The 25003-nt window shown below is 64.7% G+C and carries 21 protein-coding genes; 11 read left to right on the top strand and 10 right to left on the bottom strand.

From position 1 onward, the window contains the following. Positions 1–142 (bottom strand): acetyl-coenzyme A synthetase N-terminal domain-containing protein (locus L6D75_RS25925; RefSeq protein ID WP_236193906.1); only part of this gene is annotated, 142 nt, incomplete at its 3' end. Positions 143–562: 420 nt separating this feature from the next. On the opposite strand from L6D75_RS25925, the gene L6D75_RS25920 reads away from it, so the two are divergent. Continuing rightward, positions 563–817 (top strand): DUF2790 domain-containing protein, encoded by a 255-nt coding sequence (locus tag L6D75_RS25920; protein WP_176511307.1) that lies wholly within the window; start codon positions 563–565, stop codon positions 815–817. Positions 818–859: 42 nt separating this feature from the next. Here the strand turns inward: L6D75_RS25920 and L6D75_RS25915 are convergent, their stop codons facing one another. Beyond that, positions 860–2419, bottom strand: a complete 1560-nt coding sequence (locus tag L6D75_RS25915) for a sigma-54-dependent transcriptional regulator (protein WP_176511308.1) — start codon at positions 2417–2419, stop codon at positions 860–862. A 255-nt stretch (positions 2420–2674) separates the two neighbouring features. On the opposite strand from L6D75_RS25915, the gene phhA reads away from it, so the two are divergent. From phhA to L6D75_RS25895, 4 genes are all read left to right on the top strand, one after another. Continuing rightward, positions 2675–3463 (top strand): phenylalanine 4-monooxygenase, encoded by a 789-nt coding sequence (gene phhA, locus L6D75_RS25910; protein WP_176511309.1) that lies wholly within the window; start codon positions 2675–2677, stop codon positions 3461–3463. 36 nt (positions 3464–3499) lie between these two features. After that, positions 3500–3856, top strand: coding sequence for a 4a-hydroxytetrahydrobiopterin dehydratase (locus tag L6D75_RS25905; RefSeq protein ID WP_176511310.1), 357 nt, complete (start codon positions 3500–3502; stop codon positions 3854–3856). 479 nt (positions 3857–4335) lie between these two features. After that, positions 4336–8535, top strand: coding sequence for a deaminase domain-containing protein (locus L6D75_RS25900; RefSeq protein ID WP_176511311.1), 4200 nt, complete (start codon positions 4336–4338; stop codon positions 8533–8535). Between the two features lie 97 nt (positions 8536–8632). After that, a complete protein-coding gene (locus tag L6D75_RS25895) occupies positions 8633–9841 on the top strand; it encodes an MFS transporter (RefSeq protein WP_176511312.1) in 1209 nt (402 codons plus the stop codon). A gap of 87 nt (positions 9842–9928) precedes the next feature. Here L6D75_RS25895 and ydiJ read toward each other — a convergent pair whose 3' ends face one another. After that, positions 9929–12949 (bottom strand): D-2-hydroxyglutarate dehydrogenase YdiJ, encoded by a 3021-nt coding sequence (ydiJ, locus tag L6D75_RS25890; RefSeq protein WP_176511313.1) that lies wholly within the window; start codon positions 12947–12949, stop codon positions 9929–9931. Between the two features lie 152 nt (positions 12950–13101). Between ydiJ and L6D75_RS25885 the strand changes: the two genes are divergently transcribed. Then, positions 13102–13986 (top strand): LysR substrate-binding domain-containing protein, encoded by an 885-nt coding sequence (locus L6D75_RS25885; protein ID WP_176511314.1) that lies wholly within the window; start codon positions 13102–13104, stop codon positions 13984–13986. Between the two features lie 130 nt (positions 13987–14116). On the opposite strand, the gene L6D75_RS25880 is transcribed toward L6D75_RS25885, so the two are convergent. The 6 genes from L6D75_RS25880 to L6D75_RS25855 form a co-directional block, all read right to left on the bottom strand. Beyond that, positions 14117–15535 carry an amino acid permease gene (locus L6D75_RS25880; RefSeq protein WP_176511315.1) on the bottom strand — a complete coding sequence of 473 codons (1419 nt, stop codon included), beginning with the start codon at positions 15533–15535 and terminating at the stop codon, positions 14117–14119. A 651-nt stretch (positions 15536–16186) separates the two neighbouring features. Next, positions 16187–17254, bottom strand: coding sequence for a 23S rRNA pseudouridine(2605) synthase RluB (gene rluB, locus L6D75_RS25875; protein ID WP_176511316.1), 1068 nt, complete (start codon positions 17252–17254; stop codon positions 16187–16189). Positions 17255–17520: 266 nt separating this feature from the next. Further along, positions 17521–18267 carry an SMC-Scp complex subunit ScpB gene (scpB, locus tag L6D75_RS25870; protein ID WP_176511317.1) on the bottom strand — a complete coding sequence of 249 codons (747 nt, stop codon included), beginning with the start codon at positions 18265–18267 and terminating at the stop codon, positions 17521–17523. After that, positions 18254–18979 carry a segregation and condensation protein A gene (locus L6D75_RS25865; RefSeq protein WP_176511337.1) on the bottom strand — a complete coding sequence of 242 codons (726 nt, stop codon included), beginning with the start codon at positions 18977–18979 and terminating at the stop codon, positions 18254–18256. The genes scpB and L6D75_RS25865 overlap by 14 nt, the downstream gene beginning before the upstream one ends. A gap of 125 nt (positions 18980–19104) precedes the next feature. Beyond that, positions 19105–19734, bottom strand: a complete 630-nt coding sequence (locus tag L6D75_RS25860) for an L-threonylcarbamoyladenylate synthase (RefSeq protein WP_219824844.1) — start codon at positions 19732–19734, stop codon at positions 19105–19107. Between the two features lie 13 nt (positions 19735–19747). Continuing rightward, the gene (locus L6D75_RS25855) at positions 19748–20608 is read right to left on the bottom strand and encodes a PHP domain-containing protein (protein WP_176511319.1); all 861 of its coding nucleotides are present in this window, start codon (positions 20606–20608) and stop codon (positions 19748–19750) included. A 67-nt stretch (positions 20609–20675) separates the two neighbouring features. Between L6D75_RS25855 and L6D75_RS25850 the strand changes: the two genes are divergently transcribed. From L6D75_RS25850 to L6D75_RS25830, 5 genes are all read left to right on the top strand, one after another. After that, on the top strand, positions 20676–21269 hold the full coding sequence (locus L6D75_RS25850; protein ID WP_219824845.1) for a septation protein A: 594 nt from the start codon (positions 20676–20678) through the stop codon (positions 21267–21269). A 1-nt stretch (position 21270) separates the two neighbouring features. Then, on the top strand, positions 21271–21570 hold the full coding sequence (locus L6D75_RS25845; protein WP_008091826.1) for a YciI family protein: 300 nt from the start codon (positions 21271–21273) through the stop codon (positions 21568–21570). A 79-nt stretch (positions 21571–21649) separates the two neighbouring features. Beyond that, on the top strand, positions 21650–22327 hold the full coding sequence (locus tag L6D75_RS25840) for a response regulator transcription factor (RefSeq protein WP_176511321.1): 678 nt from the start codon (positions 21650–21652) through the stop codon (positions 22325–22327). A gap of 115 nt (positions 22328–22442) precedes the next feature. Further along, positions 22443–22859 carry a Spy/CpxP family protein refolding chaperone gene (locus L6D75_RS25835; protein WP_176511322.1) on the top strand — a complete coding sequence of 139 codons (417 nt, stop codon included), beginning with the start codon at positions 22443–22445 and terminating at the stop codon, positions 22857–22859. Between the two features lie 63 nt (positions 22860–22922). After that, positions 22923–24260, top strand: a complete 1338-nt coding sequence (locus L6D75_RS25830; protein WP_176511323.1) for a sensor histidine kinase — start codon at positions 22923–22925, stop codon at positions 24258–24260. Positions 24261–24374: 114 nt separating this feature from the next. Here L6D75_RS25830 and L6D75_RS25825 read toward each other — a convergent pair whose 3' ends face one another. Next, the gene (locus tag L6D75_RS25825) at positions 24375–24932 is read right to left on the bottom strand and encodes an NAD(P)H nitroreductase (RefSeq protein ID WP_176511324.1); all 558 of its coding nucleotides are present in this window, start codon (positions 24930–24932) and stop codon (positions 24375–24377) included. Between the last annotated feature and the right edge of the window lie 71 nt (positions 24933–25003).

Genomic DNA, 25003 nt, shown 5'->3' with positions numbered 1-25003 from the left:
AGTCCAGACGCTGGGCCTGCTCACGCCAGAAGCCGTCCGGGTTGATCACCGATTGCTGGTACATGGCCTTGTAGGTGGCCTCGTCGGTCAGGGTAGTGGCCGCAACCTCGGGACGAACGGGATACAGTGGAGCCGCACTCATCTGTGTTACCTCGGTGTAATAGTTGTTTTTGTATGGAATCGTTTGTAACTGTACCAGAGCGGCAAAAGCCATTCGACGATGGTAGTAGCGAGGGCGGGAAATTTTTCCGGGCTTCGAGGCGAGGGCTCTAGCCCGCGGCCGGCGGCCCGGGGAGGGGAAAATGAAGGCAAGCTTGCCAAGGGATTGTTACAGATTCTGTCAAAAGGCGAAAAAACTTTATCAAAACACTATCTGTTTCCCTTAGTTACCGAGGCATAAGATTCACCTCGCCAGCAACGGCAAGGCGATTAACTACTGGTAACAGCCCCCACGAAGGCAAACGTTAATCCCTCTCTAATCCCGATAGTTGAAAACTTGGCAGTACTCGCGGCGCCACAAGCGCCGCGTGCCCCCTCACGACCTTAGACAGGTAAATAGAAAATGAAAGCTTTACTGGCATTGGTACTTGGCGGTCTTTGCAGCGCGGCGATCGCCGGCGAGGCAAACGATGTCGAGCAGATTCCGGTTGAACAGTACAGTTACTCGCAGCACCTGGACATCGCTCGGGTCATCTCCATGAGCGAAGTGCCAAACGTCTGCGAAGTCGTGCCCGCCCGCATGACCTATGAAGACTCCAACGGGCAGAAGCACATTCTTGAATACCGCGTGATGGGCAACGGCTGCTCCAACGGCTGAGTTCTGTTGATCAAGGGGCCTGCGGGCCCCTTCGCTGTTAGTTCATTCGCCCGACTTGCCCAGGGAATAATCCCGCAACTTATTGGCAATGGTCGTGTGTGAAACACCCAATCTTTTTCCCAATGCCCGGCTACTTGGGTATTCCCCCATCAAACTTTCCAACACCGCCTTCTCGAAACGCCCGACAATTTGCGAAAGATCCCCATCCAGGGAAAACTCGCCCAGCGGTTGGCGCACGCCATAATCCGGCAAGCGGATATGTTCGCTCTTCACCACCCCGCCCTCACATAGCGATACGGCCTGGAACAATACGTTTTCCAGTTGCCGCACATTGCCTGGCCAATGGTAATGCGCCAGCTTGTCCATCGCCGCCGGCGCCAGGCGCGGCATGGCGCAGCCGATCTGGCGGCTGGCCTGGTCGAGAAAGTGCTGCACCAACCCTTCGAGCCCGTCCATGCACTCGCGCAGCGGCGGGATATGCAGCGACAGCACATTGAGCCGGTGATACAGGTCCTGGCGAAACTCGCCGCGGGCGCACAGCTCCGAGAGGTCGACCTGGGTGGCGCAGATCACCCGCACATCGAGGTACACCTCTTCATCGCTGCCTACACGGCGAAAGCACCCATCCTGCAGAAAACGCAGCAGCTTCACCTGCAGGCGCGGGCTCATTTCCCCTACCCCATCAAGGAACAAGGTACCGCCCGCCGTCAGCTCGAGCAGCCCCAGCTTGCCCTCGGCGCGCGCCCCCTCGAATGCCCCGGGGCCATAACCGAACAGTTCGGTCTCGGCCATCGACTCCGGCAGGCCGGCGCAGTTGAGCGCCATCAGCGGCGCCTGCCCGCGCGGGCTGGCCAGGTGGCAGGCGCGGGCAAGCAACTCCTTGCCGGTACCGGTTTCGCCCTCGATCAGCAGGGGTGCATCCAGTGGCGCCATGCGCCGCGCCTCGCGCACCACCGCCGCCATGACCCGCGAACTCTGGAAGATGCTGTCGAAGCCGCGCAGCTCCTGCTTGCGCACGTTGTAGATGCGCTCACCGATGCGGTCGGCGCGGTGCAGGGTGAGCACGGCGCCGGCCAGGGCCTCGCTGTCGTCGTGCTCGGACTGCAGCGGCGCGATATCGGCCAGGAACACATCCCCCTTGACCTTGATGCGCAGGCCGTTGATCCGCGACTTGTTGGCCCGCACCAGCTCCGGCAGGTCGAAATCCTCCACGTAGCGCGCCAAGGGCATGCCCGGCACTTCATCCACCCGCACGCCCAGCAACTGCGCCGCCGTGCGGTTGGCGGCGACGATGCTGCCGCCCATGTCCACCGACAGCACCGGGAAATCCAACGCCCCCAGCAACGCATTGAGCTCCATGTGCCGCCGCTCGCTGGGCATCAGCCCGACACGCTTGACCCCGAACACCCCGGCGATGGACTCGAACTTCGGCCGCAGCGCCTGGAACTGCAGGTTGATGAGGTTCGGGCAATGCAGGTAGATGGCATTGCCGTGGTCACCCCCCACCTCGCCGCGCAGCACGTTGATGCCGTACTCCACCAACAGGTTGAGGATGTCACGAAGGATGCCGATGCGGTTCTGGCAGTGCACTTTGATACGCATGAACGCTCTCGAAACGGCGAAGTTTTTCAACCCCGCACGAAAAATCCGTAAAGATAAGCTGACAAAAACGCTGCCTTCACCAGCTTCATGTGCCGAATTTTCCGACATGCCGGCACTTTTGTAAAATTATCGTTACGAACCAGGGCTCAGCGGCCAGCCGGCAACCCCCGCCCACCCCGTGCAATTGATCGGATTGCGGGATATTCCTGATGCATGTCGTGGACATAACAAGAATGCCCTCACCAGGAGAGCCACATGAAACAGACGCAATACGTGGCACGCGAGCCCGATGCGCACGGTTTTATCGACTACCCGCAGCAAGAGCATGCGGTGTGGAACACGCTGATCACCCGCCAGCTCAAAGTCATCGAGGGCCGCGCCTGCCAGGAGTACCTGGACGGCATCGACCAGCTCAAGCTGCCCCATGACCGCATCCCGCAACTGGGCGAGGTCAACAAGGTGCTGGGCGCCACCACCGGCTGGCAGGTTGCCCGGGTTCCGGCACTGATCCCCTTCCAGACCTTCTTCGAATTGCTGGCCAGCAAACGCTTCCCGGTCGCCACCTTCATCCGCACCCCGGAAGAACTGGACTACCTGCAGGAACCGGACATCTTCCACGAGATCTTCGGCCACTGCCCGCTGCTGACCAACCCCTGGTTCGCCGAATTCACCCACACCTACGGCAAGCTCGGCCTGGCTGCGACCAAGGAGCAGCGCGTGTACCTGGCGCGGCTGTACTGGATGACCATCGAGTTCGGCCTGATGGAAACCCCGCAAGGTCGCAAGATCTACGGCGGCGGCATCCTCTCCTCGCCCAAGGAGACCGTCTACAGTCTGTCTGGCGAACCGGAGCACCAGGCCTTCGACCCAATCGAAGCCATGCGCACGCCCTATCGCATCGACATCCTGCAGCCGCTGTACTTCGTGCTGCCGAACCTCAAGCGCCTGTTCGACCTGGCCCACGAAGACATCATGGGCATGGTCCAGCAAGCCATGCAGCTGGGGCTGCACGCGCCGAAGTTTCCACCCAAGCAGGCTGCCTGAGCCCACTTCATAACAACTCGAACCGGATAAGTACCCATGAATGCCTTGAACCAAGCCCATTGCGAAGCCTGCCGCGCCGATGCACCGAAAGTCACCGACGACGAGCTGGCCGAGCTGATCCGCGAGATCCCGGACTGGAACATCGAAGTACGCGACGGCCACATGGAGCTGGAGCGCGTGTTCAAGTTCAAGAACTTCAAGCATGCCCTGGACTTCACCAATGCCGTGGGCGAAATCGCTGAAGCCGAAGGCCACCACCCAGGCCTGCTGACCGAGTGGGGCAAGGTCACCGTGACCTGGTGGAGCCACTCGATCAAGGGCTTGCACCGCAACGATTTCATCATGTGCGCGCGCACCGACAAGGTTGCCGAGAAGGCCGAAGGCCGCAAGTAACCCGCAGCAAAGTCGCAAGAGGGGCCGTACATCGGCCCCTTTTTCATTGGGGAAATGGCCGGTATCCGCCCGCAAAACCGACAAGCGACCGGGAAAAAATACAAACTGTCATCCAGACTTGTGTATCCTGCCCCAGCTTTTTGAAGCTCGAACCGCGCCTGGCGCAGACTTTTCACTCACACTTGCGAGGAACGACGAGATGCATGAAATCCCGAATCTTCCCTTCCCAAGCCTGAACCCCGAAGAGCCAACCGTTGCCGCTCACTCCGAACCGACGCCTGCCGTCGAGGATGGCGACGATCAATCCAGCGCTGACCAGGAATAACCGCGCAATCCCGTCGGCTGTGTGAAAACGGCTGACCCGCGGGCAACCGCCGTCATCACGTTTTCACACCGTCTTGCCCTGTCCCTACCCCGCTAACACCTCGCGCTCGCCTCCGGTACGCACATTGACGGCCCCTTCAACAGGAGCCAACGCCATGTCACCGGAAACCCCGAACGATGACCTGCCTGCGCTGATCGATGCGCTCGACACCCAAAGCCTGGTGCTGCACAGCGAGTTCTCAGGCCCGCACGACCTCAAGACCTCCCTCAACCTGCACCTGGAGCGGGCTTTCGAGTTCCCCGCGCTGTACCCCTCCGATCTCGATGACCAGGCCATTCGCGCCTCTTTCGCCCTCGCCTTCGCAAGCCCTGGCCCCAAGGCCTATCTCAATGCCGCCTTGCAGCGCCCGGCCCAGGCGCCGGTGAGCGATAGCCAATGCGCCCGCTTCTACGCGACCCTGGCCGAAAAACTGCTGACTGCTGCCAATCCACTTGCTCGCTGGGCGCCGACGGCAGCGCCTTACAGCACCAGCAGCCTCGCCCAATCGCTGTGGGCAGACGAGCAATGCCTGGTACGTCGCGATGCGTTCATCGTTGCCGCATTGCTCGCCTACGCAGAGCTGCCCACCCACCCAACACTCCCCAGGCCTGCTTCGCCGGCCTTGCAACTGGAGGGTTACCTAGACCTGCCCGCCATTGCGCAGCACCTCCTCTCGCCCGCCCCTGGCACGAGCCTGGCGCGCAAACTGTTCGCTACGCTGCAGACCGACGTCCACGCCAACAGCCGGCGATACCGAGCGCCAACCGCAAAGGAACGCAATGCCGGCCACTTGCCCAACGAGTACGGCAAGGCTTGGCTGCCAGGGCCGTCGCTGCAGGGTTCACCCGCGCAAGTGCTCGATGCGCTGCTTCACTCCAGCGCCTTCGATGACTGGGCCCTGAACCTGGGGGCAACCCTGCAGTGGCCCGCCCACGGCACGCCCGAACCACGCCACCTGGCCCTGGCCGAGCAGGCACTGCTGGAGGTGATCTACCCGCCACAGACGCGACGGCCGGGCTATCTCCTGGATTTCGACCTGTTCAGCCAGGACAACGCCTCCACGCCCGCCGCCGACATCCGCCACGACCTGGTCAACAGCGTCCAGGCGAGCCTCGCCTGCACCACTGCTGACGCACAGCTTGCCAGCGAGCTGCTGATGCGCCGGCTCGCACCCGAGCTGCTGCTCGACGACTGGCCAGCCGATTACCGCCATGAACCCGACCTGCTGTGGACCCAATTGCGCCAGGGCGCCTGGGTGTTGCTGGCGAGCGGTGATCCGCTGACCTTCAGCCACGCGCTGGCCGCCGGCACGCGCCCAAGCGCGGCGGATGACCCGCTCACCAACGAAGCCCTGCACGACACGTTGGTCGAGTGGGCGCAGGTCAAGCAGCACATCGATCACCCCGCGCCCTGGTCCGCTGCGCAATGGCGCCGCATCCACGATCACTACCTGACGGCCTGGAACCTCGATGCGCTGCGCACCCTCCCCGACCGCGTCGCCCAGGCGCGCTGGCAATTGGAGCAGGCCGGCCTTGACCCCGACGGGCGCAACAGCGACCAGCAACTGCACCTGGAAGCCTACCTGGACCATGGCGAGAATTACGCCCATCGTACCCTGCCAGACATGAACGCCTGGTACGAAAACGCGTTCGACGCCTGGCAGAAAACGGCCACCGCAGCCTACGAAAAAACCTTCCAGTCTTGCCTCGGCCAACTCGACCCTGAGCTGATGCAGCGCCTGCACGATGGACCCTGGGCCTGCCATGCCGTGGCCTGGCCCCGATACTGCGGCCCCGTGCAAGGGGGGATTCCCGGCTACGGCGACAGCGCAGAAACCGAATGGCGCTTCGAAGTTGCCACGAAGGGCCTGCTCATCCTGCTTCCAGGCACCCTGAGCGACACCCTGCTGACACTGTTCCCAGAGCAACTGCAATGGACCACACGCGAAGTCGACACCCGCTATCGCCACCGGCTGACCGACACCCTCGAGCTGAACTACAGCCAGTTCCATGACACGCCACTGCCCTGGGATGTCGCCAACTTCCCGCGCCTGCAGTCGCCCCTGCAAGCCCCGGCCGAACAGCGGGTAGCGGCGCTTGCCAGGCACTATGCCGAGGCCGTCGCGCTCAGCAACCGGCAAGCCCTGCACGCAGTAGGCAAAGGCGCCACGCGCCTGGAGCTGCACCAGGCCAGGCAACAGCAGGAAAGCCTGGGGCGCTACCTGTGGAAGCTACTCAAGAACAACGTGCCCGGGCTTGGCTGCTTCGATGTGCGCAGTGGCCAGCAAGCGCTGGCCTGCGGCCTGGACGCGCTGTTCCTGCTGGGCAGCGCGATCAGGGTGGGCGGCCGGCTGCTGCGCCCGCTGGTGGCGCTGCACGGCGCCGAGCAACAAGCCGCCAACGCCAGCCGTGAGGGCATCGTGAACATCGCCAGGCGTTGGTCAGGCCCTTTGCCCGAGGCACTGCTGGAGCGAGCGCCTGGGCCGCGCAGATGGCACAGTGCGCCGGAGCTTGCGAGCACCCGGCGCTGGTTCGACGAAATGGCCGTCCACGAACAGATCGTGCCCGGGCTGACACCGCCCACCATCAGCGTCACCTCCGCCAGCGATGACGGCAATCGCCTGGTCTGGGCTGGTATCGAAGAGCCGGTAACTCTCCGTCGAAACGCCGATGAGATCGATGCATTGATCAATGGTTGCGTGTACCGATTGCACCCGATCTCGCAACCTGGCGTAGCCAACCGCCTATCCCACGCCAGCCTCGTCACCGCCTCAGCGCCAACGATTGAGACGATCAGCCCGAACAAGCACAGGCTCATCTTCAACCCGCCCGCGATCGAATCGAACACCCCCGTGTTCGGCCAGCAGGTAAGTCGCGCTTTCCTCACCCGTCGTATCGAGCCTTTCGTCGTACGCGTGCGCGGCAACGACAACCGTAGTTATTGGTCTCCCCTGATGGTGCGTGATGGCAAGATCCTGCACTTGAACAAAGGCAAAGTACTCAAGCAGGTCACCACCGACGAAGCCGCCATCAACTACTTGCTTGCAGACAGCCAGCCGTCCTACCACAGACGCATCATGGTCGAACCCAGTGGCGAGCTCTGGTTCGGCCTGCCGGACGATATGCCACTGGATCAGGTGACACTCATTGCCAGCCACTGCCCACCGATACGGCTCGGCGGCCTCGCCCGCGGCATCGCCGATCGGCGCACGCTCAGGGGCGCGGTGATCGAGTGGCGCGGCGAACAATGGTTGATGGTCGAAGCCGACACCCTGGCAATCTACGGCGCGCCCTACCAGCCCTGGAAATGGCAAAGCAACCAACTCAAGGCCATGGCCGAAGGAAGCCCGCGCGCGGACCTTGCGACAGCGCCTCATTCCGAACGCAGGCGGCTTCAGCGGATCACCGACCAAGACGCGATCGAAAGCTACCTGGAGGTCAGCGAGTCTTACCGAATCGTCGCCACCCACGCCAACCTCCAGCAGGACATCGACAACGTGGCACAACTGCTGCGGGACTGGATTCGCTACGACAATACCCTTGAGCCGCTCAACAAATCCCCTTACATCAAGCTGCTCGAAGACCTGCAGGAGCAGTCGCTGACCGAATATGCCCAGAACATCCTCACTCGGTTGCAGCCGCAACGCGCGCTCACCGGCCTCACCGGCCTGCAGCGCTCAGGCGTGGTCGGGCTGAACAAGCACATCATCCCGGATTGGTTGCAACTGGCCGAGGTCGATGAAGTGCTGGGCCAGCACATCGTCGGTGTGCTCAATCGCCTGCTGCCTGCCCAAGGCGGCAAAACAGCCTTCACTTCGACAACCCTGGCTGAACTGCTCACAGAACAGGGGGCCACGACGTTGCGTGAGCACCTGGGTGGCGCAAACCTGGCCTTCGCCATGGTGCAGATGCACGACGGCACCGGCAGGGTCTACTACTCGCTCTCCGGTGGCAGAAGGCACCCACTGACGATCCCATTGCCCAGCCCCAATGAACAGCCGCCCGTCACCTTCATCGATGCGCGCGCCTACATGAATGACAGGGCACCAGACCCGCGCTTCAGCCAACTGCCAGTGTTGCGCCGCAGCGATCAACTGGTTGAGCGCTCCCACCCTCGGACGCTGGACTCGGAACGCTTGATTGCCTCTACCCTCAACGACCAACTACTGACACGGAGCGAGCACGTCCAGTACATCCATGTGTTCACCCTGCTCGACACCTGCCGCTCCTGCGGCGGCTATGTACTGCCGCGCTTGCGCCTGGATTACCCCAGCGCCGATTTCGGCGTGACCTGGCTGCTGCCTTACGCCGATTGACCACCCGGGCCTGGGCGGGCCGTGAAAGCTTCATCCCATGGCCCGACCATGCCCGCTATCATGTCGGGCATCATGCGTCAGCGGTCATGGCCCCTCTATGCCACAGCATTCCCCCTCCTCACTTGCAACCACCTTGCAGGTCGTTTCCATCGTCCTGTTCACCTTCATCGGCTACCTGAACATCGGCATCCCCCTGGCCGTGCTGCCGGGCTATGTGCACAACGACCTGGGCTTCAGCACCGTGGTCGCAGGCCTGGTCATCAGCGTGCAGTACCTGGCGACCCTGCTCAGCCGCCCCACCGCCAGCCGCATCATCGACAACCTGGGGAGCAAGAAGGCCGTCATGTACGGCCTGTTCGGCTGCGGCCTGAGCGGCGTGTTCATGCTGGCCTGCGCCTTCCTCACCCACCTGCCCTGGGCAAGCCTGGCCTGCCTGCTGCTGGGCCGGCTGGTGCTGGGCAGTGCCGAGAGCCTGGTGGGTGCCGGCTCGATTGGCTGGGGTATCGGCCGGGTAGGTGCCGACAACACCGCCAAGGTCATTTCCTGGAACGGCATCGCCAGCTATGGCGCACTGGCGGTCGGCGCGCCACTGGGCGTGCTGATGGTCAAGAACCTGGGGCTGTGGAGCATGGGCGCGAGCATCATCGGGCTGGGCGTCATCGGCCTGCTGCTGGCCTGGCCGAAACGCGCCGCGCCGATCGTCAGCGGTGTGCGCCTGTCGTTCCTGCGGGTACTGGGCAAGGTCTTCCCGCACGGTTCGGGGCTGGCCCTGGGTTCGATCGGCTTCGGCACCATCGCCACCTTCATCACCCTGTACTACGCCAGCCGCGGCTGGAGCAACGCGGCCCTGACCCTGAGCCTGTTCGGCGCCAGCTTCATCAGTGCGCGGTTGCTGTTCGGCAACCTGATCAACCGCATTGGCGGCTTTCGCGTGGCAATCGCCTGCCTGTCGGTGGAAACCCTGGGGCTGCTGATGCTGTGGCTGGCACCCAGCGCGCACATGGCACTCGCGGGCGCGGCGCTGAGCGGGTTCGGTTTCTCGCTGGTGTTCCCGGCGCTGGGCGTGGAGGCGGTGAACCAGGTGTCGGCAGCCAACCGCGGGGCGGCGGTGGGGGCCTATTCGCTGTTCGTCGATTTGTCGCTGGGGATCACCGGGCCGCTGGTGGGTGCGGTGGCGTCGGGGTTCGGCTTTGCTTCGATGTTCCTGTTTGCAGCGGCGGCGGCGTGTTGCGGGCTGGTGTTGAGCCTGTACCTCTACCAGCAGGCGCGGCGGGCCCGGGAAGGCCTTATCAAGGGGCACCATTAGCGGCCCTATCGCCGGCAAGCCGGCTCCCACAGTCAACACGAATGTGCCTCTGTGGGAGCCGGCTTGCCGGCGATAGGGCCTTGAAGGTCAGCGCTGGGCGTACTGCAACACCACTTCCAGCGGGTGGCGCATCTGCCGCTCGGTCATGCGCTTGACCTGGCTGCGGCACGAATAGCCGGTCGCCAGTGGCTCACCTTCCTTGTCCAGCTTGGTCGCCCACGACTGCTCGAAGATGGTCCGCGAGGTGCCCTGGTTGCGCGCCTCGTGGCCATAGGTACCGGACATGCCGCAGCAGCCGGTGGCCTCGGTCACAAGCTTGAGCCCCAGGCGGGCGAACACCTGCTCCCATTGCTTGGTGCTGGCCGGCACGTTGGTCTTCTCGGTGCAGTGCGCCATCAGGCGGAAATTGCCGGGCGCGGTCGGCGCCTGCTCGGGCAGCACGTTCATCAACCATTCCTGCGGCAGCAGCACCGCCGGGCAGCCGTCCAGCCCCGGCACTTTCTGGTACTCCTGGCGATAGACCAGGGTCATCGCCGGGTCCAGGCCCACCAGCGGCACGCCGCAGTCGGCCAGGGCCTTGAGCTGGGTGGCGTTGCGGATGGCGGCCTTGGCGAAGGCGCCAAGGAAGCCCTGCACGTGCAGCGGCTTGCCATTGGCACTGTAAGGCGCCAGGAACACCCGGTGGCCCAGGCGGTGGGCCAGCTCGATGAACGCGGCCAGCAGCGGCGTCTCGAAATAGCGGGTAAAGGCATCCTGCACCAGCACGATGCTGCGCTCGCGCTGGGCCGGCGTCAGTTCGCGCAGCGCCGGCACGCTGGCCACGCCGACCCGGCAGCGGGTCAGGGTGGACTGGAAGTTGAAGCGGCTGATCAGCGGGCTGTCGACCATGCCGACCTTGTCCGCCAGCAGCTTGCCCACCCATTTCGAGCCCATCACCGCGTTGTACAGGCCCGGAGCATGGGCCAGGTACGGGATGGTGAACTCCAGCGAGCCGATCAGGTAGTCACGCAGCGGGCGCTGGTAGCGGCCGTGGTACAGCTCGAGGAAGCGCGAGCGGAAGTCCGGCACGTTGACCTTGATCGGGCACTGCCCGGCGCACGACTTGCACGCCAGGCAGCCGGCCATGGCGTCGTACACCTCGTGGGAAAAGTCTTCCTGCCCCTGGTTGCGGGCGCGGTTGTTGCGCAGCCGTGCCGGCAGCCCCTTGAGCCACGACACCTTGTTGCGCGCCGCTGCCAGCACGTCGATGTTGGCCTCGCCCTGCAGGCGCAGCCATTCGCGCATCAGCGAGGCGCGGCCCTTGGGCGAATGCTGGCGTTCACGGGTGGCCTTCCACGACGGGCACATGGCGTCGTTGGGGTCGTAGTTGTAGCAGGCGCCGTTACCGTTGCAGTGCACGGCGCTGGGGAAGTCCTGCCACACGCGCTCGTCGATGGTGCGGTCGAGGTCGCCGCGCAGGGTCACGCCGTCGACCTTGGTCAGGCCTTCGGCACTGCCCGGCGGGGTGCAGATCTTGCCGGGGTTGAGCTGGTTGTGCGGGTCGAAGGCGCCTTTGAGGCGCTGCAGCGCGGGGTACAGCTCGCCGAAGTATTCCGGTACGTACTCCGAACGCAGGCCCTTGCCGTGCTCGCCCCACAGCAGCCCGCCGTAGCTTTTGGTCAGCGCCGCCACGGCGTCGGAGATCGGCTTGACCAGCGCGGCCTGGGCCGGGTCTTTCATGTCCAGCGCCGGGCGCACGTGCAGCACGCCGGCATCGACATGGCCGAACATGCCATAGGCCAGGCCATGGCTGTCGAGCAGCGCACGGAAGTCGGCGATGTAGTCGGCCAGTTTCTCCGGCGGCACGGCGGTGTCTTCGACGAACGGCTGCGGGCGCACTTCGCCCTCGACGTTGCCGAGCAGGCCCACCGAGCGCTTGCGCATGGTGTACACGCGGGTCACCGCCTCGGCGCCTTCTGCCAGGGTATGGCCCAGGCGTTCGACGCTGGCATCACGCTGCAGGTGCTCGACGAAGGCCTCGACCCGGGCATTGACCTCGGCCGGCTCATCGCCACAGAACTCCACCAGGTTGATGCCCAGGGTCTGGCGCTCGGGGTCGGCCGGGAAATATTCGGCGACGCTGTGCCAGACGATGTCCTTCATCGCCAGCATCAGCACCTTGGAGTCCACCGTCTCGATCGACAGCGGCTTGTGCGCCATCAGCGCATTGGCATCGCGCAGGGCGTCCATGAAGCTTGCGTAGCGCACGTTCACCAGCACGGCGTACTTGGGAATCGGCAGCACATTGAGCTTGGCTTCCACCACGTAGCCCAGCGAGCCTTCGGCACCGCACAGCACGCTGTTGAGGTTGAAGCGGCCCTGCTCGTCGCGCAGGTGCGCCAGGTCATAGCCGGTCAGGCAACGGTTGAGCTTGGGGAAGGTGGTTTCGATCAGCTCGGCCTGGGTTTCCTGGATTTCCCGGGCCATGCGGTACACCTCGCCCACCCGGCCGGCGTCGGCGCAGGCCTGGTCCAGCGCGGCATCGTCGATCGCCAGGCTGTGCAGGCGCTCACCGCCCAGCAGCACGCTGTGCAGCTCGAGCACGTGGTCGCGGGTCTTGCCATAGGTGCAGCTGCCCTGGCCGCTGGCGTCGGTGTTGATCATGCCGCCGACGGTGGCGCGGTTGGAGGTGGAAAGCTCAGGGGCGAAGAACAGCCCGTGGGGCTTGAGCGCGGCGTTGAGCTGGTCCTTGACGGTACCGGCCTCGACCCGCACCCAGCGCTCCTCGACGTTGATTTCGAGGATCTTGTTCATGTGCCGCGACAGGTCGACGACGATGCCGTCGGTCAGCGACTGGCCGTTGGTGCCGGTGCCGCCGCCACGCGGGGTCAGCTTGACCTCGCGAAAACGCGCTTCGCCCATCAACGTGGCGACCTTCGCCACGTCGTCGGCGTCCAGCGGGAACACGGCCGCCTGGGGCAGGCGCTGGTAGATCGAGTTGTCGGTGGCCAACACCGTGCGGGTGCCGTAGTCGGCACTGATCTGGCCACGGAAGCCGCTGCTGCGCAGGGCTTCGAGGAATTCGGGGTAAGCGGCGGTCGGCGCAAGGGTCGGCAGCTGGGCGATCATCGAAGGATGGCCTCTTGATATGGGCTAATTCACGGGAATCCTGTCATTCCGGCATATGTCGATGCAGGCACGGATGACGTATAGGCCAATGTTCCTGTAGTTTCGCGCCAGGGGCAAACGGATAATCCTGCCGCTATCGATGACTTTTGTGAATGAATTACCGCCACCTGACCCCGTCCATGTCGTTGCTGCTGGCTTTCGAGGCCGCCGCCCGGCATGAAAGCTATACCCGCGCCGCCGCGGAACTGTCGCTGACCCAGAGCGCGGTCAGCCGCCAGGTGCAGGCGCTGGAGCAGCAACTGGGCCTGACCCTGTTCCGCCGCGAAGGCCGCCAGGTGCAGTTGACCGATGTCGGCCGGCTGTACCAGCGCGAGCTCAGCGAAGCCCTGGGGCGCATCCGCAGCGCCACGCTGCAGGCCCTGGCCTACCAGTCCGGCGTCGGCACCCTGCGCCTGGCCACCTTGCCCACCTTCGGCTCCAAGTGGCTACTGCCGCGCCTGCACGCGTTCTACAGTGCCCACCCAGGGATGCTGGTGCACATTCATTCACGCATCGAAGCCATCAACTTCGACACCAGCGAGATCGACGCCGCCATCGGCGTGGCCAGCCATGACCTGCCAGGGTTGATCTGCCATCGCCTGCATGCCGAGGAACTGGTGGTGATCCTGCCGCCCCAGGCCAGCCTCGACGCCCATGGCTGGGCGCCGGCACGGATCAGTGAAGAGGTGCTGCTCAACGTTGCCAACAACCCCCATGCCTGGGGCGAATGGTTCTCGCACCATGGCCTGGCGCACCGCTCGATGCGCCTGGGGCCGAGCTTCGAGCTCACCTCGCACCTGATCCAGGCGGTGCGCGCCGGCATCGGCATCGGGCTGGTGCCGCGCATCCTGGTGGAGGAAGAGCTGGCCAAGGGCGAGCTGTTCAGCCCCGGGGCGGCGTTCGCCAGCCAGCGCAGTTATTACCTGATCTATCCGCCGAGGAACGAGGCGCTGCCTTCGCTGCGGGCGTTTCGCAGCTGGTTGCTGGAACAGATCTGACAGTTTTTGCCTGTACCGGCCTTATCGCCGGCAAGCCGGCTCCCACAGGGGCTGCGCTGTAACTGTGCAGGCAACAAAAAACCCGATGCCAGTCTCCTGACATCGGGTTTTCAATTACCCTGCGCAGCCCTTACTTGGCCACGCTACCGGCAGCTCCATTGCCCTGCGACTGGCGCTTGCTCTTGAGCATGTAGGCCAGCAGCATGGCCAGCAGCCACACCGGAATCGCATACACCGACACCTGGATACCCGGAATCATCAGCATGATGCCCAGGATCAGCACCACGAAGGCCAACACCAGGTAGTTGCCATACGGGTACCACAGCGCCTTGAACAGCGGCTTCTGGCCGGTGCGGTCGAGGTGCTGGCGGAACTTGAGGTGCGAGTAGCTGATCATCGCCCAGTTGATCACCAGGGTGGCGACCACCAGCGACATCAGCAGCTCCAGCGCATTCTGCGGCATCAGGTAGTTGAGCAGCACGGCGATCAGGGTCACCGCCGCCGACACCAGGATCGAACGCACCGGCACACCGCGCTTGTCGACCTTGGCCAGCGCCGCCGGGGCATCACCCTGCTCGGCCATGCCCAGCAGCATGCGCGCATTGCAGTAGGTGCCGCTGTTGTACACCGACAGCGCCGCGGTCAGTACCACGAAGTTCAGCAGGTTGGCCGCCACGTCGCTGCCCAGCAGCGAGAACACCTGGACGAACGGGCTGCTGCCATAGCTGCCGCCGGAGGCGTCGATGCTGGCGACCAGGCTGTCCCATGGGGTCAGCGACAGCAGCACCACCAGGGCGCCGACATAGAAGATCAGGATGCGGTAGATGACCTGGTTGATCGCCTTGGGGATCACGGTCTTCGGCTTGTCGGCCTCGGCGGCGGTGAAGCCGAGCATTTCCAGGCCACCGAAGGAGAACATGATGAAGGCCAAGGCCATCACCAGGCCGCTGACGCCATGCGGGAAGAAGCCGCCGTGGGCCCACAGGTTGGTGATCGAGGCTTCCGGGCCGCCGCTGCCGCTGGTCAGCAGGTAGGCACCCAGGCCGATCATGCCGACGATGGCGGCAACCTTGATGATGGCGAACCAGAACTCGGCCTCACCGAAGAACTTCACGTTCATCAGGTTGATGGCGTTGATCAGCAGGAAGAAGCCTGCCGCGGTGACCCAGGTCGGGATCTCCGGCCACCAGTAATGGACGTACTTGCCGACCGCCGAAAGCTCCGACATGCCCACCAGGATGTACAGCACCCAGCAGTTCCAGCCCGACAGGAAGCCGGCGAAACCGCCCCAGTACTTGTGGGCAAAGTGGCTGAACGAGCCGGCCACCGGCTCTTCGACGATCATCTCGCCGAGCTGGCGCATGATCATGAAGGCGATGAAGCCGCAGATGGCGTAGCCAAGGATCATCGACGGGCCGGCGGATTTCATCACGCCTGCCGAGCCGAGGAACAGGCCGGTACCAATCGCACCACCCAAGGCGATCAACTGGATGTGGCGGTTCTTCAGGCCCCGCTTGAGCTCGCCTGAATGCATGTTTTGTCCACTCATGAACGAAGTCACCTGCATTGTTTTTATCTGTGACGGAATCGGACCCACCGCGCTCGTGGCGCAGCGGAATGGGCAAGGTGGTTACCTTGGGTTTCTTGCCAGCGGCGCCGCCTGGGCGGATCAACCGGGGGTGAGCAAGAGTGCGCGGTACGCAAAAGGGTCACAGGTAAAACGCGGCGCACTGTATACCCCTGCGAGCGCGCAGGCGTCAACGCGTTGCGTCAATTCCCAGGGGAAAAACGCAGCGATCCTGTGGTGGGAGCCTGGAAAGGCGGAGTGATCGGCGTACATGGCGCCTCCATTTGTTGTTCTGTCTGCCCGGCTCTGTGGACGGGCTTTTGCACACGGCAATAGTGGCTATAACAGCCTGGGGACGGGGGTTTGGGCAAGAGGGGGCAGGCTCTGGACGGCACCCGCCGAGGGCGGGCGCGGCAAGTTCTGTTTACACAAAATCAGCCTGGCCAGAAAAATCTGGCGAATTCGTACAATTTTCTTTACAGGGCGGTTTGAAAACTTGCCAGTCGTCAGAAAATTCTTTTTTCTTCAATATCTTGGGTCGCGTTGCGGGCAATCGCCGGCAAGCCGGCTCCCACACAGGCAGGCACAAAAAAGCCAGCCCGAAGGCTGGCTTTTCATCACTGCCAGAGCCGATCAGCCACGCGGCTTGCCGCGACCGCGGCCGGCTGGCTTGTCACCCTCAGGCTTGGATGGGCGCTTGCGCATGTCGCTCGGGCGCTCGGCCACGGCGCTGCCACGGCTCTTGCGCGGCGCTTCTTCACGCGGCTGGCGTGCCGGGCGCTCGGCAGCGGCAGCAGCGCCCTCGTGCGCCGGGCGCAGGTTGCGCACGCGCTCGCCACGGCCCATTGGCCGGCTCGACTTGCGCTGCAGGCGCTCCATCTTGTCCTTGGCCTTGAGGTTCATGGCAGGCAGCGCCACTGGCTGCAGGCCCACTTCGGCGGCGAGGATGTCGATTTCGCCCTGGCTCATTTCGCGCCAGCGGCCCATCGGCAGGTCGGAGTTGAGGAACACCGGGCCAAAGCGCACGCGCTTCAGGCGGCTGACCACCAGGCCCTGGGATTCCCACAGGCGACGCACTTCGCGGTTACGGCCTTCCATCACCACGCAGTGGTACCAGTGGTTGAACCCTTCGCCACCAGGCGCCTTCTGGATGTCGGTGAACTTGGCCGGGCCGTCTTCGAGCATCACGCCCGCCTTCAGGCGTTCGATCATCTCGTCATCGACCTCGCCACGCACACGCACCGCGTACTCGCGGTCCATCTCGTAGGAAGGGTGCATCAGGCGGTTGGCCAGTTCACCGTCGGTGGTGAACAGCAGCAGGCCGGTGGTGTTGATGTCGAGGCGGCCGATGTTGATCCAGCGGCCCTCTTTCGGGCGCGGCAGGCGATCGAACACGGTCGGGCGGCCTTCCGGGTCGTCACGGGTGCAGATCTCGCCATCGGGCTTGTTGTACATGATCACCCGGCGGGTGGCCTCGGCGGCCTCCTCGCGCTTGATCAGCTTGCCGTCGACGGCGATGGCGTCATGCAGGTCGACGCGCTGGCCGAGGGTGGCCGCGACGCCGTTGACCTTGATGCGGCCCTGGCTGATCCAGGCTTCGACGTCACGGCGCGAGCCCACGCCGATGCGCGCCAGCACTTTCTGCAGCTTTTCGCCGGCTGGCGGGGTGATTTCGGTATTTTGCAGGTCTTGCTCACTCATCTGGGCACCTCCCGGTGTAGGAATGAAAAATCGGGTTTCTGGCGACGGATGCGCCAAAAGGCCGCGCATCATACGCGGTTCGGTGAGGGAACGCACTGCAGGGTAGTGGGTTTCGTGGGGGGTGGCGGTTATTTCTGCCCGGTGGTTGCGGTTGCCTGTACTGGCGCTATCGCCGGCAAGCCGGCTCCCACAGGGGTGATCACAGCTGGCGAACCCTGTGCTTTACCTGTGGGAGCCGGCTTGCCGGCGATAGCGCCAGTGCAAATTCAAGGCTGGGGATTGGGCTCATCTTCGCGCAAATCATCGAAGTCAGTCTTCAGCCCCTCTTCCATGGCGTCCAGTTCCACCAGCAAACTGCGGAAGCTGGTCTCCTCCTTCGGCTCGCCAACCTCCTCCTCATCCGCCAGGCTGGCATCGGCCAACGCCTGCAGGTGCGCCGGCACCGGGGCATCATCGGGGTCGAGCAACGGCGCCGGTTCCATCTCCCGCAGTTCGGCCAGGGCCGGCAGTTCGTCCAGGCTCTTGAGGTTGAAGTGGTCGAGAAACGCCTTGGTGGTGGCGAACATCGCCGGCCGGCCCGGCACCTCGCGGTAGCCGACCACGCGGATCCACTCGCGCTCGATCAGGGTCTTGATGATGTTGCTGTTGACCGCCACCCCGCGCACATCCTCGATCTCGCCGCGGGTGATCGGCTGGCGGTAGGCGATCAAGGCCATGGTCTCCAGCAGCGCACGGGAATAACGCTGCGGGCGCTCCTCCCACAGGCGGCCCACCCAGGGGGCGTAGTCTTCGCGAATCTGCAGGCGGTAGCCGCTGGCCACTTCCTTTAGCTCGAAGGCACGGCCCGCGCAGGACTTGCCCAGCACTTCCAGGGCCTTCTTGAACACCTTCGGCTCAGGGCGCTCGGCCTCTTCGAGCAGCTCGTACAGGCGCTCCAGGGACTGCGGTTTGCCCGAGGCGAGCAGAAACGCCTCGATCAGCGACGCCAGGTCGCGGGGGTCATTCAGGTTCATCGGTTTCTTCGACAGACTCGGCGCGCAGCCGCACATGGATCGGCGCAAAAGGCTCATTCTGCACCAGTTCGATCAGCGACTCCTTGACCAGCTCGAGAATCGCCATGAAGGTCACCACCACGCCCAGCTTGCCTTCCTCGGCGCCGAACAGCTCGACGAAGGGCACGAAAGCGCCGCCTTTCAGGCGCTCCAGCACATCGCCCATGCGCTCGCGGGTCGACAGGGTCTCGCGGGTGATCTGGTGGCTTTCGAACAGGTCGTTGCGGCGCATGACCTCGGCCATGGACACCAGCAATTCCTCCAGGCTGACCTGCGGCAGCAGCTTGCGCACCTTGGCCTGGGGCGCCTCCAGGCGCGGCACGACGACATCCCGGCCAACCCGCGGCAGCTCGTCGATGCCCTCGGCGGCCGCCTTGAACCGCTCGTATTCCTGCAGCCGGCGGATCAGCTCGGCGCGCGGGTCGCCCTCCTCCTCCTCGACCTCGGCCGAGCGCGGCAGCAGCATGCGTGACTTGATTTCGGCCAGCATCGCGGCCATCACCAGGTATTCGGCGGCCAACTCCAGGCGCACGCTCTTCATCAGCTCGACGTAGCCCATGTACTGGCGGGTGATTTCCGCCACGGGGATGTCGAGGATGTCGATGTTCTGCTTGCGGATCAGGTACAGCAGCAGGTCCAGCGGGCCTTCGAACGCTTCAAGGATGACTTCCAGGGCATCCGGCGGGATGTACAGGTCCACCGGCATTTCGGTCAGCGCTTCGCCGTAGACCAGCGCCAACTGCAACTGCTGCGGCGCTTCGACCTGCTCGGCCGGCGCCTCGGGCGCTGCCACCTGGTTCACGCGTTGACCAGGAAGGGCGTGGGGTCGCCGCAACCCTCACGGATCAGCTCGGGCTCGTCGCCGGACAGGTCGATGATGGTGGAGGCCTTGAGGTCGCCGAAGCCACCGTCGATGACCAGGTCCACATGGTGCTCCAGGCGCTCGCGAATCTCGTAGGGGTCGGTCATCGGTTCGTTGTCACTCGGCAGGATCAGGCTCACGCTCATCAGCGGCTCGCCAAGCTCGGCCAGCAGCGCCAGGGTGATGGCGTGGTCCGGCACACGCAGGCCGATGGTGCGGCGCTTTTCGTGCAGCAACAGGCGCGGCACCTCGCGGGTGCCGTTGAGAATGAAGGTGTATGGGCCGGGCACATGGGCCTTGAGCAGGCGGAAGATGCCGGTGTCGACCTTGGCATACAGGCCCAGCTGCGACATGTCGCAGCACATCAGGGTGAAGTTGTGGGTCTTGTCCAGCCCGCGCAGGCGTCGCACCCGCTCGATGGCCGCCTTGTCGCCGATCTGGCAACCCAGGGCGTAGGCCGAGTCGGTGGGGTACACCACCACACCGCCCTTGCGGATGATTTCCACCGCCTGGCGGATCAGCCGCTGCTGCGGGTTCTCCGGATGAATCTGGAAAAATTGGCTCACGTAGTCGTCCTGTTCATACCGCCAAAGGCTGTTCATGGCTGAATCGGCGCCACAGAGGTGGCAGGTCCTCGGGCAATGGCCGGTAGGCACCGATCTCGCCCCAGGTGCCGGGGCCGTGGAAATCGCTGCCAGCGCTTGCCAGCAGGCCGAACTCACGGGTGAGGATGGACATGGTGCCCACCTGCTCGGCCGGCATCATCCCGTTGACCACTTCAAGCGCCTGCCCGCCTGCCTGAATATAGTCGGCAATCAGCCGCCTGCGCTTGCTGCGCGTCAGTTCGTAGTGCATGGGATGGGCCAGGCTCACCCAGGCATTGGACTGGCGCAAGGTGGCAACGGTTTCTTCAAGGGTCGGCCAGTGCAGCTTGACGTCGCCGAGCTTGCCCGCCCCCAGCCACTTGCGAAAGGCTTCGCCGCGGTCCTTGACGTGCCCGGCACGCACCAGGTACTCGGCAAAATGCGGCCGCGCCGGGGCGTTGCCGCTGTCGCCCAGCTCCTGCTGCACGGCACGCGCGCCTTCGAGGGTCGCCGGCATGCCCTTGGCAGCCAGCCGCCTGTCGATTTCTTCGGCGCGCAGCCAGCGGCCACGGTGCAAGGCCTCGATGGCCTCGGCCAGCGGCGCGGCGTCGAGCGGGAAGTCGTAGCCCAGCACATGGATGGTCGCACCGCCCCAGGTGCACGACAGCTCCACCCCGCTGACCCAGCGCATGCCGCGCTCGGCACAGGCCTGGCGCGCCTCTGGCAGGCCTTCGAGGGTGTCGTGGTCGGTCAGGGCCAAGGTCTGCACCCCGTGCTCATGGGCCCGGGCGACCAGGACCGTGGGCGACAGGGCGCCGTCGGAGGCCGTGCTGTGACAGTGCAGATCAACATTCATGGAGGAGCGCTTTCGCTGGAATCGATGTTTGTTATTATGCCGTCACATCCCGATTCTGGCTGCCATTGTGAAACAATTCATCGATTTCATCCCGCTGCTGCTGTTCTTCATCGTCTACAAGCTCGACCCACGGCCCCTCGACGTGGCCGGCCACAGCTTCGAGTTCGGCGGCATCTACAGCGCCACGGCGATGCTGATCATCAGCTCGCTGGTGGTGTACGGCGCGCTGTTCCTGCGCCAGCGCAAGCTGGAAAAGGGCCAGTGGCTGACGCTGGTCGCCTGCCTGGTGTTCGGCGGCCTGACCCTGACCTTCCACAGCGAAACCTTCCTCAAGTGGAAGGCGCCGGTGGTCAACTGGCTGTTCGCCCTGGGCTTTGCCGGCAGCCACTTCATCGGCGACCGGGTGCTGATCAAGCGCATCATGGGCCACGCCCTGACCCTGCCCGATGCGGTATGGACGCGCCTGAACCTGGCGTGGATCGTGTTCTTCATCTTCTGCGGCGCGGCCAACCTGTTCGTCGCCTTCACCTTCCAGGCCTTCTGGGTCGACTTCAAGGTGTTCGGCAGCCTGGGCATGACCGTGATCTTCCTGGTGGCGCAAGGCGTGTACCTGTCGCGCCACCTGCACGACGACCCCTCCACCTCCAAGACCAAGGATTGACATGCTCTACGCCATCATCGCCAGCGACGTCGCGAACTCCCTGGAAAAACGCCTGGCCGCGCGCCCGGCGCACATCGAGCGCCTGCAACAGCTCAAGGCCGAAGGCCGCGTGGTGCTGGCCGGCCCGCACCCGGCCATCGACAGCAACGACCCCGGCGAAGCCGGCTTCAGCGGCAGCCTGATCGTCGCCGAGTTCGATTCGCTCGCCGCCGCCCAGGCCTGGGCCGATGCCGACCCGTACATCGCCGCAGGCGTTTACGACAAGGTGATCGTCAAGCCTTTCAAGCAAGTCTTGCCGTAATCGATAAAATTTGCGGCGTCTGCTGTATCTTTGCCACTGGCGGACACGTCAGACGCCGTCGATTTGAATTGAGTGAGTCATGAGCGAGCTGTTACTGATTGATGATGACCAGGAACTCTGCGAGCTGCTCGGCAGCTGGCTGACCCAGGAAGGTTTTGCCGTTCGCGCCTGCCACGACGGCCAGAGCGCGCGCCAGGCGCTGGCCGAACATGCGCCGGCAGCCGTGGTACTGGACGTGATGCTGCCCGACGGCAGCGGCCTGGAATTGCTCAAGCAGCTGCGCAGCGAGCATGCCGAACTGCCGGTGCTGATGCTCTCCGCCCGCGGCGAGCCGCTGGACCGCATCCTCGGCCTGGAACTGGGCGCCGACGATTACCTGGCCAAGCCCTGCGACCCTCGTGAGCTCACCGCACGCCTGCGCGCCGTGCTGCGCCGCAGCCACCCGACCGCCACCACCACGCAAGTGGAGATCGGCGACCTGGCCTTCAGCCCGGTCCGTGGCGTGGTCAGCATCGATGGCCGCGAAATGAGCCTGACCCTGTCCGAGAGCCGTATCCTCGAAGCCCTGCTGCGCCAGCCCGGCGAGCCGCTGGACAAGCAGGAACTGGCGCAGATCGGCCTGGGCCGCAAGCTGACCCTGTACGATCGCAGCCTGGACATGCACGTGAGCAACCTGCGCAAGAAGATCGGCCCGCATGCCGATGGCCGCCCACGCATCGTCGCCCTGCGCAGCCGCGGCTATTACTACAGCCTCTGATTGACCCAGGCCGCCGATCTTTACCGAGCCTTTACCCTCCCCTGACTGCGCCTGACCTTGATCTCCCTAGACTGGGCTCATCCGGTAACCACCGGCCTTGGAAAGGAGAGACACCATGCGCAAGACCCTTATCGCCCTGATGTTCGCCGCCGCCCTGCCGACCGTGGCCATGGCCATGCCTGAAGGCGGCCCGCGCCACGACGGCCCGCATCACCGCGGTGATGCGCCTTTCGCCCAGCTGGACCTGAGCCGCGATCAGCGCCAGCAGATCGGCAAGCTGATGGGCGAGCAGATGAAAGACCGCCGCGACATCACCGAGCGCTACCTGGCCAAGCTGCCAGCCGCCGACCAGAAAGCCATGAAGGACGAGCTCAAGGCCAGCCACGACAAGACCGACACCCAGGTCCGCGCGCTGCTCAAGCCCGACCAGCAGAAGAAGTTCGACGAACTGCAGAAAGCGCGTGAAGCACGCAAGGCCGAGTGGAAGGAATTCCAGGCCTGGAAAGCTGAAAAAGCCGGCAAGGCCCAGTAAGCTGTCCTTCCCCGATGCCCGGCCCGCCTCCCCAGCGGGCCGGGCTTTTCCCGTTTACAGGAGGTGCTCTTGCGTTCTCTGTTCTGGCGCATCCTGGCGAGCTTCTGGCTGGCCATCACCCTGGTTGCCGGCCTGTCGATCCTGCTCGGCCACATGCTCAACCAGGACGCCTGGATCCTCAGCCGTCACCCGGGCCTCAATACCCTGGCCAGCCATTGGGCCAAGCACTACGAACAAGAGGGCGTGGAGGCGTCCCAGGCATTCCTGGAGCGGCGCAAGGAGCGCTACAAGATCGACGTGCAGGTGCTCGACGACGGCGGCGCCGCCATTGTGCCCGGCACCTTCCCGCGCCGCGCGGCAGCCTTCGAGGCGCGCCAGCACAATGACCAACGCCGCCTGCCGTGGCGCCGCCTGACCGAGGAATACACCAGCCCCGAGAGCGGTGAAACCTACCTGCTGATCTACCGCATCCCCCACCCCGAACTGGACGCCTGGCACCGCGAAAGCCTGCTCTGGCCGCTGAGTGCGCTGGGTATCGCGCTGGTGGTCCTGACCCTGTTCAGCCTGCTGGTGACCTTGTCCATCACCCGCCCCCTGAGCCGCCTGCGCGGCGCCGTGCACGACCTGGGCCAGGCCACGTACCAGCAGAACAGCCTGGCGCGCCTGGCCGCCCGGCGTGACGAGTTCGGCGTGCTGGCCAAGGACTTCAACAAGATGGGCGCCCGCCTGCAGAGCCTGATCGGCAGCCAGCGCCAGTTGCTGCGCGACGTGTCCCACGAATTGCGCTCGCCCCTGGCCCGCCTGCGTATCGCCCTGGCCCTGGCCGAACGGGCCGAGGCCGAGCAACGCCAGGCGCTGTGGCCGCGCCTGACCCGTGAGTGCGACCGCCTGGAAGACCTGATCAGCGAAATCCTGACCCTGGCCCGCGTCGATGCCGAACAGGCCCATGCCGAACCTGTCGACCTCAACGCCTTGCTCGGCAGCGTGCGCAAGGATGCCCAGCTCAGCGCGCCGGAGCAGGAGGTGAAGCTCGAGGCCCAGCCGGGCTTGACCTTACAGGGCTGGCCGACGCTGATCGAGCGCGCGCTGGACAACCTGCTGCGCAATGCCTTGCGCTTCAACCCTGCCGGGCAGCCGATCGAGATTCGCGCCGGGCGCGAGGAAGGCCGGATCGTGGTGAGCGTGCGTGACCATGGGCCGGGGGTGGCGGCGGAGCACCTGGCGCAGTTGGGTGAGCCGTTCTTCCGCGCGCCGGGGCAGGAAGCGGCGGGGCATGGCCTGGGGCTGGCGATTGCGCGCAAGGCGGCGGAGCGCCATGGCGGTAGCCTGGTGCTGGCCAATCATCCACAGGGTGGGTTTGTCGCCCGGCTGGAGTTGCCTGTGACGGTTACGACCTTTTGATGGCTATTGGCGGCTGCTGCGCAGCCCATCGCCGGCAAGCTGGCCCCCACAGGTACAACGCTGGCCATGTGGGAGCCGGCTTGCCGGCGATAGGCCGCGCAGCGGCCCCATGCATCACTCGCCCCAGGCGCTGACGAACTCTGCAGTTTCCAGCACCGGCGCGGTGCGCGGCTCGGCCATCGGCGTGCCGACATACAGATAACCGATCACTTCCTCGTTCTCGGCCATGCCCAGCCCCTTGTGCACAAAGGGATCGAAGGCCATGTCGCCGGTACGCCACACCGCGCCGATGCCCTGGGCATGGGCTGCGATGAGGATGCCATGCGCCGCGCAGCCCGCTGCCAGGCGCTGCTCCGACTTGGGCACCTTGAAGTGGTCCTGCAGCTTGGCGATCACCACGATCAGCAACGGCGCACGCAACGGCATCGCACGTGCCTTGTCCAGCGCAGCCTGGCTGGCCTCGCCCTTGTTCTGCAGCGCCTGGGCGAACAGCTCCCCGAGTTGCTCGCGGCCCTGGCCTTCGATGGTCAGGAAGCGCCACGGCCGCAGCTGGCCATGGTCGGGCGCGCGCAGTGCGGCCTGGAACAGCGCCTCGCGCTGGGCGGCATTGGGCGCCGGTTCAGTCAGGCGTGGCACGGAAACACGGTTGAGCAATGCGTCGAGAGCCTCCATCGGCTACCCTCCTGGCAGGTAAATGTGCGGCCATTCTAGCGTTTACATCACCAGACCCATAGGTAGAATGG

Source organism: Pseudomonas faucium (assembly GCF_021602585.1).
Classification (GTDB): domain Bacteria; phylum Pseudomonadota; class Gammaproteobacteria; order Pseudomonadales; family Pseudomonadaceae; genus Aquipseudomonas; species Aquipseudomonas faucium.
The sequence above is the reverse complement of the archived record's forward strand: the minus strand, read 5'-3'. Positions and strand labels throughout refer to the sequence as shown.